A 15,815-nucleotide genomic window follows, 5' to 3' on the forward strand; every position below is an offset into this window, starting at 1 on the left:
TATTATATAAAAAATCCCCATGCTATGAACGAATTATTATCACTAATTATCGTGTCACATATTTGCATGGGGAATTTGATTAATCCATTACATCACTCATATTATACTTACCGGCAGGATTGCCAGGAAGGAACTTAGCAGCCTGTACTGCACCCTTAGCAAAGATAGCCTTGGAGTAAGCAGTATGTTTTATTTCAATCACTTCATCGGTTCCTGCAAAGATGATTTCATGTTCACCTACAATTGTACCTCCGCGTACCGCAGAGATACCGATTTCTTTCTTATTTCTCATCACTCTGTCACCGGATCTGTCGTATTTATAATCATATTCATTATTTAATGCTTCATTCATCACATCTGCAAGTGCTAACGCTGTACCTGACGGAGCATCAACTTTTCGATTATGATGCTTCTCCACTATTTCAATATCAAACCCTGCATCTGCTAACATTGCAGTTGCTTGTTTAAGAAGCTTAGAGATAAGGTTAATCCCCATTGACATATTCGCAGATTGAAAAATCGGAACTCGTTTTGAAGTCTCCTCTACTGCGATTAGCTGTTCTTTTGATAATCCGGTGGTGCAAAGCACAATCCCGATACCCTTCTTCACCGCAAATTCAAGCATTTCTTCTATGTTGATTGGCGAAGAAAAATCTATGATAACATCTGCCTTTACATTACATTTTGTAAAGCTTTGATATACCGGGTATTTATTCACCCTGTTTTGAAAAATGTCAACTCCCGCAACAATTACTGCATTCTCATCCGCCTCAACAATGTCTGTAATTACTTGCCCCATTTTACCATTACAACCACGTAAAATGATATTTGTCATATGCTTCCTCCATTCAAAAGAACTTTTGTATTCATAAATATCATACCAGTTCCTCGTAATAAGTAAAGTAATTCCTATATTAGGATATTATTTTTATTATTTAAATCGTATAACTCCTGCTGCATTCATCTCTTTTAATAAGAGTTCTGCATTCGCCGGCTCTATCTCGGTTAATGGCATTCTTAGGGTTCCCACTTCAAAACCCATCAGATTCACAGCCTTTTTCACTGGGATTGGATTTACTTCACAGAACAATGCATTAATTAACGGTAATAATCTAATTTGAATATTACGGCTGCCTACCACATCACCCTCAAGGAATTTCTCAACCATATCATGTGTTTCCTTAGGAGCCACATTAGAAAGTACAGAGATTACACCGATACCACCTAAGGATAGTACAGGTACCACCATCTCATCACATCCGGAATATAAATCAATCTCACCGTTCGTTAAAAGCATTACTTCCGCAACCTGAGCGATATTTCCACTTGCTTCTTTAATTCCAACGATGTTATCCACATCTTTCACCAATGTAGCAACCGTATGTGGAAGAATGTTGCATCCAGTTCTGCTCGGCACATTATAAAGAATAATCGGAATGTTCACTGAATTTGCAACTGCAGTAAAATGACCGATTAACCCTTTCTGAGTTGCCTTATTATAGTAAGGAGTTACCACTAAAAGTGCGTCGGCACCGTATTTTTCAGCTTCCTGAGAGAGGTAGATAGCTGTTTCAGTGGAATTAGATCCGGTACCTGCGATAACCGGTACTCTTTTTGCCACCTTCTCTACTGTGTATCGGATACACTCCAAATGCTCCTCATGTGATAATGTGGATGCTTCACCGGTTGTTCCGCAGATTACTATGCTGTCAGTTCCTTCGGCGATTTGATATTCAATCAGCTCTCCGAGTTTTTCATAGTTCACCTCGTTATTCTCTGTAAATGGTGTTACGATTGCAACACCTGCGCCCTTAAATACTGCCATAGTTCTAACCTCCATCTTTTCAATCTAAAACTACTTGTTCCATTCGAATTTGTTGTACCAATGCTTACACGGATTAAATAAAAAAAGTCGACCTCAAGAGTCGACAACTAAAGAATAACCGAGGTTGCATGATAGACTATTTCTTCATGAACCATCTAGATTAAATATTCTTTAGGCAGCTCTCCATCAATTTTGATGACAGTCAAATGATTATTCACCATTTGCCCAGCAGTAATAACTCAGGATTATCACCACTTCGGCACCGTTTCCTTTCGCTGCTTTCCTCTATTCCTGACATATCCAGCAGTTTACTCTTAAACAATGCACCTCTACCATAAGCAATATGCAATTTACAATATTCGTAGCTTCATATTAACACCGGACTTTATTGATGTCAATGAATTTTTCCATTAATTTTCATTCTAGGGACGGTTACTGACATAGTTACATGATAAGGAGCAGTTTTGAGATGCAGTTGAAGTTTACTAGCAATTCTAAGGTGCCTTCTTTCGCTCTTTCGGACACCTAAGCATTGCACGTAAACTTCAAAATTTTTCAAGTAATGAACTGTATTCTACGCCAAAAGCCTAGTAATGATTCTGTTTATTTTTTTTGAATAAGAAACACAGTGAAGGAAAACATTATTACATCTATATGATGGCTGGTGCCAATAAATTTCTTCGCATTTACTATGCAAGAGTCAATAAATATTTAAACACGCTATAAGATTTATCCGTAACATTAATTTTTAGGCCAGCAGTGATGGTGGTTATTTCTTCACAGTCATTCAATTATCTCAAATCTGTTGCTGGCTTGCCGATGACGTTATTCACCACTGTTTCCTTGCTGTCTTCCTTTTTAGGCCATTTGCGCCATACAATTAATAAAAGTATAAGAGAGGATGTAATCAGAATTGCCAGCAACCGAATCTCAAAAGTAAAAGTCGGTCCTCCAAACAACAGTCCAAAGTTGATTTGAGTATTAGGGTACATAGGAGTAAAATAGCTGATCACTTTAAATAAATCAGGCATGATTTGTAGTGGCATGGTACCACCTCCGGCTATTGTCTGCGCAAGCATCAATGGTATATTAATAAAGATACCGTTTTGCCCAAACAAAACCGAGAATATAAAAGCAAACTGGAAAGCTGTTATTTGCATAAAAATCTGTTGCAGATAAACGATTACCAGCTTCTGCAAACTGATTGAAATTAAGATTCTCGCCATAAATACTCCAAACAAGGGTGCAAGAATGGCAATAACACATCCTGTAATTTCGACATATCGAAAAGCCTTCCATTTTCCGATAATAGGGATAAAAGCGAGAAAAATATTCATCAGTACAATCGCTACAACCATAGAAGAAGCGTATGTCGCTATAGTTAAAAATGATGGTGCCATTACATAATCCATACTGCTGGGTGCTTTGTTGATATAAACATTATTTTGAACTACTGAATTATTCAACTGTTCCGTAATCTTTTCCTGCTGCGTGACATTGACATTGAGAGAATTCAGTATGTTAGTTAGTTTTCCCTGATTAATAGCTTGGTTAAAATTGTCAGTTATAGATTTGGCAACTGCCCCCATAGTATTTATAACCGTAGTTGTATTTGATTCATCAATATAAAAATCAATCGTTGATTTTCCTGACGTTAAGTCATCCACAAAATTTTCAGGGATGACAATAATCATTTGTATCTGCCGATTATCAAGTTCATCTTTACTCTCTTCCAAACCCTTGTCAGTAATCACTTTGCTAAATGATTTGGACAAAGTTGGAACAAGTTCTTCTTCGATTGCTGTTCCTTTATCGCCATCCTGATTTACCACATTGATTACAAGTAGATTAACCCCATTTGGTAGGACGTGATACCCGTAAATATAAAGTCCCACCATCGCGATCTGATAAAATACTGCCAAAATTATGGCATAGATAACGCCCTTACTTAGCAAAAACTTTGTAAGTTTCATAACTATTTCTCCTTTAACAAGTGTTTATGATTATAAAATCTGCTTTTTATGTTCAGTCATGTTCGTTCTGAATCTTTATCTGAATTCCGTTCGTAAGAAGATAAATGTTAAGTGCCTTTTTTAACAAGTTTTCTATAGGTTCACTTATATTTTTTGTTTCTTCAGGCCAGTTACCAATATCTCTTCCAGCCGAAATAAGCCTTCCCAACATATCAATGTCACCTGTTGTAAAATCATTTACCATGTTCCACCAGCGCTCCGCAAGCTCCTGTCCCTCTTTTCCGGCAGGATCAGCACCTTGTTGATACAAGTTTTCCAGTTGCTCAAAAACTTCTTCTACCAAAATTTCATTTTTTTCAAACGAGGTTAATAATCTGTTTTCAATACTTTTGAGCTGCTCTTCATTAAGATACCTGACGACAAACGAGTACGGGTTGCCTTGCTTCATTAACTCCATAATGGTAATCAATCTATCCACGCTAATCTCCTGCCCGCCCGCTGTCTCTGATATCACCTGATCTAAAGTAACAGCGATTTTATTTAAGTTTGCGATTTGATGTAGCAGTATTTCACGCTGTTGGGTAAAGACTTTATTTAAATCAACGGAATTTTTTGATTTCAGGATTTTGTTATTTATCTCTTGAAGAGGAAAGCCTAATGATTTCAAAAAAAGAATTTGTTGAAGTTTTAGTATATCGTCACGGGTATATACTCTTTTATGGCTCTCAGTATAAGTAGAATTTAGCAGGTTTGCCTGATCGTAATACTGCAATGTTCTTACGGATACTCCTACAAGTTTCGCCAATTCCCCAATTGTAAACAGATGTTCTTCATCGTTCCCCATACTATTCCTCCTTGCTATACTTGTTAGATCTCTTGGGTTCAAATCAAGTGATCTGTTTTTCATAATATTTTTTATTTTTTTAATCTGTTTGGCCCCTGTATTGAATAATTTTTAGAGTCTCACTGATTAAATGAGCCAACTCATCAGGTACAAAATAACTATCATCATAAATTTTCATCTGTTCGACCTTTTTATATATTCTCCCTGAACATTATCTCGTTTATATGAATCTGCTCATGACAATAGGGACATTCTCCCGGCTTGTTTTGCTGCTGATCAGTAACTGCTGCTTTATTTTTCTGGCCGATTGTTATTCCATACTCTACTGCTAATTCTCTACCTGAAAATGTAACCACATTGTTATTGATATCCATCTTTTTGAAGACTACCGAAGACAAAGGAATCTCTCTATGGCAGTGTGGACATATCCCTGGTTGATCATGATGGGTTCCAGTAACTTCCACTTCTCCTTGCTGTGTTCTTATGATGATGTTTCTTGTCGATGCGCCAGTCGAGCTTTTCTCCATGTTATTATTCATATAAATCACCTTTCTTCCTTTTTATATTTACATACTATCACGCGACGTTACGTCGTTAGCAAGTTTTTTTAATATTTTTTAATGTAAATTATTTCAAATAATTTTACCGATAAAGAAATACACAAATAAAGGTCATCATTTACTTCTCTAGCTACAAGTTTATGTGATCATTTACAGTATGCTTCTCGTCCATATGGCGAAATAGTAGCCGTTCCGTTTGAAGTAAACCACTCAGAAATTGAACTCAAACAATTAGCTCATCGAATCAAAAAGTTATCAGGTGAGTCTCTCGTTATTATGGAATTTACGGGTAAATATTTCCATTGTGAACCATCTGCACCATGAAGGAATTTTTGTATCTGTAATCAATGCTATCTTAATTCACGACTATAGTAATTCAAGTATCAGAAGAGTAAAAACTGATAAAAAGGATGCGCTTAAAATAGCTAATTACGGACTCGATCGGTGGATTGATCTACCTGAATACATACCAGAAGACGAACTTCGGCTGCTTCTAAAAACTTACAATCGCCAGTTTCACAATACACAAAACTAAAAGTTGTACTGTCTAATAGCTTACTAACAAATCTTGATCAAACATTTCCTAATATAAATACGCTGTTTGGTAATACTCCATGGCAGGATGGTCATCAGTAATGGATAGATTTTTCAATGACGTTTTGGCATTGCAATTGTGTTTCATCACAGTCTAAAATAAGTTTCGTTAATAAATATGAAAAATGGTACCATAAAGCTGGTTACCATTATCAACCGCAAAAGCTAATGAGATTTATGAATCTGCATCTAAATCCATTAATACGCTGCCTAAGAGCACAAACACCCAGTTTCTAATACAAGTAAGTATTCAGGAGCTGAACTCTCTCATCAATTCACTTGAAAGGTTACGTAAAGAAATGAATCGTGTTGCCTCTTTACTTCCAGATTTCAAAAAGAACAAAGTGTCAGCCAGCTGACACTTTGTTCCTGAGCGGTTGCAAAGCAAAATTTCATTGCCGCGAAGTACTCATCCTAGCTAGAAGGCTTAATATACAAGTAAATTCGAAATTTCCTTGTATATTAAAAACAGATCCGACATATCTCTTACACCATATATCGAATCTGCATATTATTTTTATATTTATAGCACCCATCTCTAAATCACTTTCTTCTATTGTAAAAACTATAATGCAAAAAATAAATAAATAAATAAAGTGAATGCTTCTTTTAATATTCCTCTAGGTATTCCAACTTGCTTACTGAAACCTCATAGGCTACACGCTTCTCAAAATCTGTTTCGTTCAACTTCTTCTGATACTCTCTACTCTGGATTCTGCCCCATATTTGCACGTGTCCCCCGACCGCAAAGCTTTCGGCGAATCTTGCATTTCTTCCCCAGCAGATGCATGGGATATAATCCGATTTCCCATAGGGACGATTTACTGCCAGAAGTACATCGGCAATTTCTCTTCCGAGTGGAGTCTTGCGATAGATCGGAGGTTTGCATACAAAACCATCCAAGAAGATGTGATTCGGTTTCGCATTCTCGGATAATTCATCCACCATTTTTATTTCCCTTGCAAATACGGATAAGACTAACTTATTTTTACTCTCCTCATGACGATTATAGGAACGGAATTGCCCTAATATCTCAACAAATTTGCCCTTATAATCTTGTTTCACATCAATGAGACGTTCGGATACCATAACCGGAATCATGTCGTAGGAATTACTTAGTCGACTGACTACTACCTCCAATACATAAAATCCTTCGCCAAATACATCATGGCTGAACGTGAAATCACTGATTACCTCTCCTGCAATACTTACTTGATTGTTATCAAATACTTTATCTGTCATACCGTGCCTCTCCCTTCTCTCTCGGCGTTCCTTTTTTACGCCAATCTACTCTAAAATGTGGGGTAAATTTTATCTGTTCAGTCAAAAACAGTTTGATTCACCTATGATTAAATATATGCGTGATTTAAAATTTTAGAATAAAAAAATCATAGACATTTGAATTTTTTCCAATTTCTGTTACTTTATACAAATATAATCACTATTTTTTATAAATTTTCTCCAATCATACGTTGATTTTTATTTCTACCCTATGCTACAATGTAGAAATGCTTTTAAATAAGTAAAGAGAATCATGTAATATTTTTGCATTCACTGATTTTTTGTGTTCATAATCGGATCATCAAGGCTGGGTATGTCAGATTATGTGAATGATTCCTTACATTATTCACACTATATATATGCGAAGTTTTTGCGCGTAAGAAAGAAGGTAATTATTAATGAAACGAGAGGATATTCGAAATATAGCGATTATTGCTCATGTCGATCATGGTAAAACAACATTGGTTGATGAATTATTGAAGCAAAGTGGTACATTTCGTGCTAATCAAGCAGTAGCGGAGAGAGTCATGGATTCTAATGCACTGGAAAGAGAACGAGGCATCACAATTTTGTCTAAAAACACTGCAGTTCAATATGAATCAGTGAAGATCAATATTATAGACACTCCAGGACATGCGGACTTCGGTGGAGAAGTTGAGCGTGTTTTAAAAATGGTTAATGGTGTAGTTCTTGTAGTAGACGCTTTCGAAGGACCGATGCCACAAACAAAGTTCGTTCTAAAAAAGGCATTGGAGTTATCCCTGCCTGTTATCGTATGTGTTAACAAAATTGATCGTCCGGAGGCACGACCTACTGAAGTAGTGGATGAGGTTCTGGAATTATTCCTTGAACTCGATGCAAACGATGAGCAGTTAGACTGTCCATTCGTATTTGCTTCTGCAAAGGCCGGTATCGCTTCTATGTCCATTGATGAGGAAGCAGTTGACATGGTTCCTTTGTTCGAAACAATTATTAACTACATTCCTGCTCCCGAAGGTGATCCAGAAAAAGGCACTCAGATATTAATCAGTACAATCGATTATAATGAGTATGTTGGTCGTATCGGTATCGGCAAAGTGGATAACGGAATAATTAAAATAAATCAGGATTGTGTTATGTTGAATGCTCACGAACCGGATAAGAATGTTAGAGTTAAGATTAGTAAACTTTATGAATTTGATGGTTTAAAACGAGTTGAAGTAAATGAAGCTACGATTGGTGCCATCGTTGCAATCAGCGGTATTGCAGATATTCATATCGGTGATACCATCTGCTCTCCTGAAACACCGGAAGCAATCCCGTTCCAGAAGATCTCCGAGCCTACAATTGCGATGTATTTTAATGTAAATGACAGCCCTCTTGCAGGTCAGGAAGGTAAATTTATTACTTCCCGTCACCTTAGAGAACGTTTAATGAGAGAGTTAAACACTGACGTAAGTCTTCGAGTGGAAGAAACAGAGACCACTGAAAGCTTTAAAGTGTCCGGTAGAGGCGAGTTACATCTGTCCGTATTAATTGAGACCATGCGTCGTGAAGGCTACGAATTCTCTGTAAGTAAAGCAGAGGTATTATACAAAACCGATGAAAACGGAAAGCGTTTAGAGCCTATGGAACATGCCGTAATTGACGTTCCTGATGAATATGCAGGTACAATCATTGAAAAAATGGGTCAACGTAAGGGCGAAATGGTTAATATGCATAATGCAGGCAATGGTCATACCCGAGTGGAATTCTCTGTTCCCGCACGTGGATTAATCGGTTACCGCGGTGACTTCCTTACCGATACTAAGGGAAATGGTATTATGAATACCTTATTCGATGGATACGGTCCATACAAGGGCGATATTCAGTACCGTAAAACAGGAAGCTTAATCGCATATGAGACCGGTGAAAGTATAACCTACGGCTTATATAATGCACAAGAAAGAGGTATCCTATTTATCGGCGCAGGCGTAAAAGTATATGCTGGTATGGTTGTCGGACAAAATCCGAAAACCGAAGATATTGAGGTAAATATCTGTAAACGTAAACAGCTATCCAATACCCGTTCTTCCGGTGCGGATGATGCACTTCGTCTAGTACCTCCGAAGGTTCTTAGCTTGGAACAGGCTCTTGACTTCATCGAGACAGATGAATTACTTGAGGTAACCCCTCAAAACCTACGTATCCGTAAAAAGATCCTTGATTCTACCCTTCGAATGAGAGACCGTAGAAACAGACAAAGTAATTAATAGACAGGAACCCTTTCGTGGTTACCTATCCTGAACATGATAATTAAAATGAAGCGCCAAGAATTACAGTTCACTTTTTGTAGCACTCCTTGATTGTATGTATATCCAAACATCTGGAGCCAGCTACAAGAAGATTGTAAATCTCAGGCGCTTCTTCTACGTATTAGCTTCATATCATTTTCTGTCCAATTACTATGTTATTTAATTAATTAGGTATCCTGCTACTAAATTAGTATGTTAACCCATTAGCAAAGCATAATATTTCGTGATTTATTTAACATATATATTTAAAAAAAATCATCTGCTCAAATCTTTAATTTCGTTCACTCTTTGCTCCGGATACTTATAAATCTCATTGATGGAATTGATGTCATACTTTTCTAGGATATCAGTAAAATAAGTTTTTAAGCTATCCTTCGAAAAGATTTTATTGTTGTATTTGTCCCTAGATGGTTTCATAGATGCTTTCTCATAAGCTATAAGAGCCTTCAGTGCTTTGGGTCCAAACCACATAAAACAATCCAGCACCCCGTTAATCAATTCTATATCATCCTGATTAAGATACTCATCCACACCTTCCAACTTATGAACACCACACTGTTTCATGCTTTCATACAGTTTTAAATATGGCATCTGTTCCGCATTGATACCACATTCCTCCTGAAAAAGTTCTTTGTTGTTTAAAGCTAAGGAGAAAGCCTGCGTATAATATAACAAATGCTGTATATAACCCGGACAGATATCAGCATTACATTTATTCACAATATAATAGGCGGCTGCATAAACTCTTGAAGCCATTATCTTGCTCATAACTGCTTTTTTACTTTTACGATAAGCTACACTCGTCAAAAAATCTTTTTTCTGACATAACAAATCATAATAATATTCCGGATCATTCAATATTCTTCTCAACTTGCTCGAATATTCATTCGTTGGTATGTCCCCTTCCATATAACGAATTATGGTTGTTTCCCCCCAACCAAGTAACTTCGCCAAAGGTTTCTTACCAATCCGATAACGATCTAATATCAGCTTAATCTCGTCCGATGATATAATTTCCTCCATACTCATTTCTATTTTGTTACCCATCATTTTAGCACTCCTCAGCTTTAATGTATTAACTTGTCAAATTTTTTATTATTTTACCACTGATTTGCTAATTTGTATAGGTATCTTTTTATTAAATTTAAAATTTTCTAAACTCGTTCAGATCATGAACTATTATTTTAAATCCTTTGATTAATCTTTCGAACAATCCGACGCGGTATAGATTCACCAAAACCATTCCTATCGGAATGCCTAAAATCATACCTGCCACACCATAAAGCTTAAATCCTACAAAGAGGATAATTAATGTTGCCAATGGATGTAGTCCGATGCTATCACCCACCATTTTAGGTTGAAGAAACTGCTTCACAATCTGGCATACCAAATAAATTACTACCAAACCGATTGCTCTAAAATAATTACCAGAGAGCATATCGAGGATTGCCCATGGCCAGAGTATCGCACCGGTACCAAATACCGGAAGGAAGTCAAGAAGTGCTATGCCAATAGCAAACAAAAAGGAATATGGAACCTGTAATAATTCAAAGCCAAGGAACATAATTCCTATCAGAATAATCATAATTTTAAATTGTGCCTTGAAATATCCACCAAAAGCTGCTTTAAAATTATCCACTACTAATCTCCAATAGTTTATGATTGTAGCCGGTAAATGTTTTTTGCAAAAGCCGGACATCTCATCCTTACAGGCAGTAAAGAAATAAGCAGATAGAATTGTTATAATAATAGCAAGTAAACCTTCTGCCATATTCCTTGCATAAGAACTGACACGATTAGCAGACAGCAACTCCCTATTGCTAACCATCTTCTTTACTTCATCTCCCGCTCCGTTTATAAATTCAAGGACTGATTTTTGCATCTTTGGAGGAAGTGCTTCTGATTTTTGGCGGATTACCTCAGTAAAGTTATTTAACTTCTCGCCTGCTGTGTTCACTAAGGTAGGCAAGTCATCTGTCAACTCCTTTGCCTCTCTATAGATCAAGATACTAACAGCCGTCATAACACCTACAATTAATAAAATCACGGTTACCATAATAATAACCGTGCTGTGTTTTCTAAGCAGCTTTACTCTCTTTTCGAGAAAGCGAACAAGAGGATTCGCCATCAATGATACAATCCATCCGACTACAAAGGGCATAAAGAATCCAATCAGATGTGGTAATACAAATATCAAGAATAGCGCAAACGCGATTACCAGTAAAAAATTCACCATTATTTTTAAATAAATCATAAGCTTCGTTTCTTTCATGCCTTCCTCCTGCAAGTTGCGATCATTTATATATAAGGTATCAATTACTAAAGTTTATCATTTATTTTATTATAATATAGTGCTTACTCTGTATCAAATCATTTTTTACTAAATACTGTAATATTATAGGCGTTTTTTCCCCGAAGAATTAAGAAACAAGGTAATAAAAAATAGAATTGCTGAAATTATGACAATTGTAGGTCCTGCTGCCGTCCCCAAATAATACGATACAATCAGACCTACCACTCCCGAATATAAGGATATCAAAACAGAAAACAGATGATATTCTCTCACATTCGAAGACATGTTCCTGCCAGCAGCCGCCGGTAAGATCAAAAGCGCATTGATAATCAGTATACCGACCCATTTTACTGAGGACATAACAATGACTGCGATTAATACACTGAATAAATCCTCCATCAAATTACTGTTTATGTTCTTACTTTTTGCCAAAGTTTCATTTACGCTAATTGCAAGGAGTCTATTAAATCCCCACAACCAGAATAGGATGGTTAGTATTAAGATAAATAGCAGCAATTTGATTTCATTCGACTTGATGCTTAAAATGTCACCCACTAATAGAGCTGAATATTTTGCGAAATTCCCTCCACGAGATAAAATCATTAGACCGATTGCAACGCTTAAGGAAGCAAAAACTGATATAACTGTATCTGTGGACACCGTTTTCTTCCTTTTAATCTGATTTAGAAATATCGCAAAGATTACTGCAAAGATTAGCATGGAGAGATTGGTATTCACAATTCCGAATACTGTTCCGATTGCAACGCCCGTCAGTGCAGAATGACCAAGTGCATCCGAAAAAAAAGCCATGCGATTATTCACGATCATTGTTCCTAAGATTCCAAACAATGGTGCAATCAATAATATGGCAAGTAGCGCATTTTTCATGAAGTCATACTTCACCCAAGAAAATGGTAAAATCACTTCCATGATATGATAAATAGTCTGCATAATTACTTCGTTCCTCTCTTGTTAATCAAATACCTCATGAAACTCTACGCTGTCTAGAACCTCACTCGGGCTTCCTTCCTTAATGATGGTTTTATCCAGTAATATTACATGATCCGCGTATTTTCGTACGAATTCAAAATCATGGGATACAATGATCATAGCCAAATCAAAGTTCGTTTTTAACTTCTCAACATTATGGTAAAACAATTCCATTCCGTTCTTATCTATTCCTGATACCGGTTCATCCAATAATAATAAATTAGGCACCGGAGTTATGGCAATGGATAATAACACACGCTGTAGCTCTCCACCGGATAAGTCACACGCTCTCTTATCGATGAGATCCTGCGCTTCAAAAACTTCCAACTGTTTCTTAATCTTCTTATAGAGTGAAGCACTTCTTCGAAAGAATATTGGGTAATTACTAATTAAGCTACCAAATAAATCATAAACGCTCATTGGAGTGTTCCGCTCTATATTCAAATGTTGCGGTACATAGCCGATGGATAACCGGTTCACCATTTCATTTTTTAAATCGATAAGTTCAATACTTCCCTGATGCTTAATCTCTCCAAGAATTGCTTTCATTAAGGTTGATTTTCCCGCTCCGTTTTTTCCGATTACTGCAGTTATCTTCCCACAATGGATATGAAGATTAATATCTTCTATAATTGTACGCTCTCCATCCCGCACTGTAATTCCCTTTATTTGAATACAGTGCAAACCGCATGCAGGCTCCTGCATACGAGAAGAATTAATTCTTTTTCGTGATATACTTACTGCCACGCCTGATCCTCCCTCCAATTAACCGGATTGCTCCTATTAAATTACTCGTTCATGCTCTCTATAACCTTAAGATTGTTCTCCATAGAGTTTAGATAAGAATTTATATCTCCTTGTCCGGTAACCGCTGAGTCAATGATGGTTACCTTCGTTCCGGTTTCCTCCGCAATCTGCTTCGCGATTGAATCACTAAACTGCTTCTCTGTAAATAAATTCTTGATCCCATCTTTTTTTACTTCATCTATAATCTCTGCAATCACACCTGCACTTAACGAAGTATCCGCATCCAGATCCACCGCAAAAGCCACTTTCATATTCAATCGATTTGCCAGATACGCAAAGGAGTCATGAAAAATAACTACCTGGCTCTGTGATTTACTGCCCGTGCTACCTTTATCCAGACTTTTTCTGCATCTTTCAAGCCGTTGATCCAGTTTTTTCACCTTTTGAATATACGAATCTGCGTTTTTATTAATCGTAGACTCAAGATTGTCCGGGAAGGATTTTTCAGAATGTTGTTTAATATAATCTATCAATCCGTTTCTAACATTATCAATCTGTTGATTATAAAGCTTTGGATCCAGCCATACATGAGCATTATACTCTCCGTGACCATGCTCCTCTTCTTTCTCTTTCTCTGTTCCGTTCGTAGTTTCCGCTCCTAAATCCGTTTCGTTCTCATGCTCTTCCTCGTGACTTTTTAGCATATTTATACCCTGACTGGCGTCAATAATCTTTAAATTCGGATAATTTGCCTTTACATCAGAGAGGAACGCCTCCATTCCTCCACCGTTTATCACTAAGATATCCGCGGTGGAAATCAGTTTCATATCCTTTGTCGTTAACTGATAATCATGAAGACAACCTGTATTCATCTTAATCAAACTTGTAACTTCCATGGAATCTACCTGGTCCGCTATATTTAGTCCAATCATATATACCGGATATATCGTTGTGACAATCTTTAATCTATTCTCATTCTTGGAGTTTTCTTCCGCACTTACATCATTCTTTAGCTTTGGGCTAACCGCATGTATCGCCACTGCTATTATAATTGTCAGCAGTAACATGATGGAAAGTAGTTGTATCAGTTTTTTTATCATAGGCATACCCCTTCTAATTGCAATTCATTTGCATTTAACAATTATATTATAAGTATTACCCGCTGTCAAATTATTAGACGTCATGATTGTTACTTCTGTACGAATAAGTACGTACATTTATAGGGGCATGTAGACAGTAGCATAAAGCAAGGAAGCATTTTTTCGGTGTATCTGTTCGCATCATATCAAGCATTGACATAGGATGATCATTGTTTTTGTATCTATTACAACTTTATGAAATAGGTTATTGTAATCTGATATATTCTATGGTATCATTTCACATAATAATTTTACTAAATATCACATATATGAAATATATATTATATACTAGGTATAAATCAGTGAAATTGGATTGACTATTTAGGATTTAGTGTGAATATGTAATACGTTCTTCACACCTAAAACGAAGAAGGGAATGGTTATTTTTATGAAACAAAATAATATTACAAAATTAGTCACTGCAGCTTTATTAGCGGCTTTGACCTGTATAGCAACTATGTTTATGCAAATACCGATCACCGGTAGTGGTTATATTCATCCTGGTGACGCGTTTGTATTGCTCTCAGGTATTTTGCTAGGACCAATTTATGGTGGTTTGGCTGGCGGTATCGGATCCATGCTTGCTGATCTCCTATCCGGTTACGGAGTTTATGCACCGGCCACGCTGATTATCAAGTTCCTTGCTGCTATGATAGCCGCTCAATCTTTCCGTCATATTCGTAAGAATTCTGTAATTCTCGCCGGAATATTCAGTGGTATCATCGTAACCAGCGGCTACTTTTTATTTGAATGCTTCTTATCAGGAAAGTGGGTAGGGGCTTTCGCTGCAGTTCCATTTAATCTTTTACAGAACTTAGCGGCAATCATTATCACACTAATTCTCCTCCCACTGTTGAAACAGGTTCCTCAGATCAGAGGATTAATGGAAAAGACTCCTGTTAAACTAAAATATTAATCCCAAGTATATTCTCATATATGATATTTTCTAATAGATATCATAAGATAAACTTAAAAGAGTGTTGTTGACATCAATGAATCTGCATCATATAATAAAAATATATCGGAACTGGCGGATATGTGGGTAACCACGAGGGACCGATATCAACGCTTTCTTTATAGGAAGCCGGACTAGAATGTCGACCGCCTGGGCAAACGCTCAGGCGGTTTTTTTTGTACTCATTTTATCAAGTTAACATGATAAATCAAGATTTAGAAAAATCGAATTAATACATGATTACAGTAACTGCTTGACATCAGTAAAACCGAAACTTTAATCACTCACAGTAGCCGCATAGTAAGCAGTCTTTATCCGCTTACTCAGGATTCAGAACGGAG

14 protein-coding genes, 1 pseudogene and 2 riboswitches are annotated in these 15,815 nt (G+C 36.7%); of the genes and pseudogenes, 4 read left to right on the plus strand and 11 right to left on the minus strand.

Annotated elements, in window-relative coordinates:
• Positions 1–79: 79 nt before the first annotated feature.
• Complete coding sequence (gene dapB, locus AC6IWN_RS13830) at positions 80–835, minus strand: 4-hydroxy-tetrahydrodipicolinate reductase (RefSeq protein ID WP_497987995.1); 756 nt, start codon at positions 833–835, stop codon at positions 80–82.
• A gap of 96 nt (positions 836–931) precedes the next feature.
• Positions 932–1,825: a 4-hydroxy-tetrahydrodipicolinate synthase gene (dapA, locus tag AC6IWN_RS13835; RefSeq protein WP_497987996.1), complete on the minus strand. Its 894-nt coding sequence runs from the start codon at positions 1,823–1,825 to the stop codon at positions 932–934.
• A 168-nt stretch (positions 1,826–1,993) separates the two neighbouring features.
• A riboswitch (Lysine riboswitch) is annotated at positions 1,994–2,165 on the minus strand.
• 210 nt (positions 2,166–2,375) lie between these two features.
• On the opposite strand from dapA, the pseudogene AC6IWN_RS13840 reads away from it, so the two are divergent.
• A pseudogene (locus tag AC6IWN_RS13840) lies at positions 2,376–2,551 on the plus strand (IS110 family RNA-guided transposase); the annotation flags it as partial.
• 65 nt (positions 2,552–2,616) lie between these two features.
• Here AC6IWN_RS13840 and AC6IWN_RS13845 read toward each other — a convergent pair.
• The 3 genes from AC6IWN_RS13845 to AC6IWN_RS13855 form a co-directional block, all read right to left on the minus strand.
• On the minus strand, positions 2,617–3,798 hold the full coding sequence (locus AC6IWN_RS13845; protein WP_497987997.1) for a YhgE/Pip domain-containing protein: 1,182 nt from the start codon (positions 3,796–3,798) through the stop codon (positions 2,617–2,619).
• Positions 3,799–3,850: 52 nt separating this feature from the next.
• Positions 3,851–4,642, minus strand: coding sequence for a MerR family transcriptional regulator (locus AC6IWN_RS13850; RefSeq protein ID WP_497987998.1), 792 nt, complete (start codon positions 4,640–4,642; stop codon positions 3,851–3,853).
• Positions 4,643–4,833: 191 nt separating this feature from the next.
• The gene (locus AC6IWN_RS13855) at positions 4,834–5,169 is read right to left on the minus strand and encodes a hypothetical protein (protein WP_497987999.1); all 336 of its coding nucleotides are present in this window, start codon (positions 5,167–5,169) and stop codon (positions 4,834–4,836) included.
• 337 nt (positions 5,170–5,506) lie between these two features.
• Here AC6IWN_RS13855 and AC6IWN_RS13860 point away from each other — a divergent pair, with 337 nt between their 5' ends.
• Positions 5,507–5,737 carry an IS110 family transposase gene (locus tag AC6IWN_RS13860; RefSeq protein WP_497988000.1) on the plus strand — a complete coding sequence of 77 codons (231 nt, stop codon included), beginning with the start codon at positions 5,507–5,509 and terminating at the stop codon, positions 5,735–5,737.
• A gap of 668 nt (positions 5,738–6,405) precedes the next feature.
• On the opposite strand, the gene AC6IWN_RS13865 is transcribed toward AC6IWN_RS13860, so the two are convergent.
• The gene (locus tag AC6IWN_RS13865) at positions 6,406–7,038 is read right to left on the minus strand and encodes a single-stranded DNA-binding protein (RefSeq protein ID WP_497988001.1); all 633 of its coding nucleotides are present in this window, start codon (positions 7,036–7,038) and stop codon (positions 6,406–6,408) included.
• A 437-nt stretch (positions 7,039–7,475) separates the two neighbouring features.
• Here AC6IWN_RS13865 and typA point away from each other — a divergent pair, with 437 nt between their 5' ends.
• The gene (gene typA / locus AC6IWN_RS13870) at positions 7,476–9,308 is read left to right on the plus strand and encodes a translational GTPase TypA (RefSeq protein WP_497988002.1); all 1,833 of its coding nucleotides are present in this window, start codon (positions 7,476–7,478) and stop codon (positions 9,306–9,308) included.
• Between the two features lie 297 nt (positions 9,309–9,605).
• On the opposite strand, the gene AC6IWN_RS13875 is transcribed toward typA, so the two are convergent.
• The 5 genes from AC6IWN_RS13875 to AC6IWN_RS13895 form a co-directional block, all read right to left on the minus strand.
• Positions 9,606–10,400 carry a hypothetical protein gene (locus AC6IWN_RS13875; protein WP_497988003.1) on the minus strand — a complete coding sequence of 265 codons (795 nt, stop codon included), beginning with the start codon at positions 10,398–10,400 and terminating at the stop codon, positions 9,606–9,608.
• 94 nt (positions 10,401–10,494) lie between these two features.
• Positions 10,495–11,622: a sporulation integral membrane protein YtvI gene (gene ytvI / locus AC6IWN_RS13880; protein WP_497988004.1), complete on the minus strand. Its 1,128-nt coding sequence runs from the start codon at positions 11,620–11,622 to the stop codon at positions 10,495–10,497.
• A 123-nt stretch (positions 11,623–11,745) separates the two neighbouring features.
• A complete protein-coding gene (locus AC6IWN_RS13885) occupies positions 11,746–12,594 on the minus strand; it encodes a metal ABC transporter permease (protein ID WP_497988005.1) in 849 nt (282 codons plus the stop codon).
• Between the two features lie 21 nt (positions 12,595–12,615).
• Complete coding sequence (locus AC6IWN_RS13890) at positions 12,616–13,380, minus strand: metal ABC transporter ATP-binding protein (RefSeq protein WP_497988006.1); 765 nt, start codon at positions 13,378–13,380, stop codon at positions 12,616–12,618.
• 41 nt (positions 13,381–13,421) lie between these two features.
• Positions 13,422–14,480: a metal ABC transporter substrate-binding protein gene (locus AC6IWN_RS13895; protein ID WP_497988007.1), complete on the minus strand. Its 1,059-nt coding sequence runs from the start codon at positions 14,478–14,480 to the stop codon at positions 13,422–13,424.
• Between the two features lie 427 nt (positions 14,481–14,907).
• Here AC6IWN_RS13895 and AC6IWN_RS13900 point away from each other — a divergent pair, with 427 nt between their 5' ends.
• On the plus strand, positions 14,908–15,435 hold the full coding sequence (locus AC6IWN_RS13900; protein ID WP_497988008.1) for an ECF transporter S component: 528 nt from the start codon (positions 14,908–14,910) through the stop codon (positions 15,433–15,435).
• Positions 15,436–15,532: 97 nt separating this feature from the next.
• A riboswitch (ZMP/ZTP riboswitch) is annotated at positions 15,533–15,637 on the plus strand.
• Positions 15,638–15,815 lie beyond the last annotated feature (178 nt).

This window comes from Variimorphobacter sp. HTMS_6 (genome assembly GCF_059717775.1).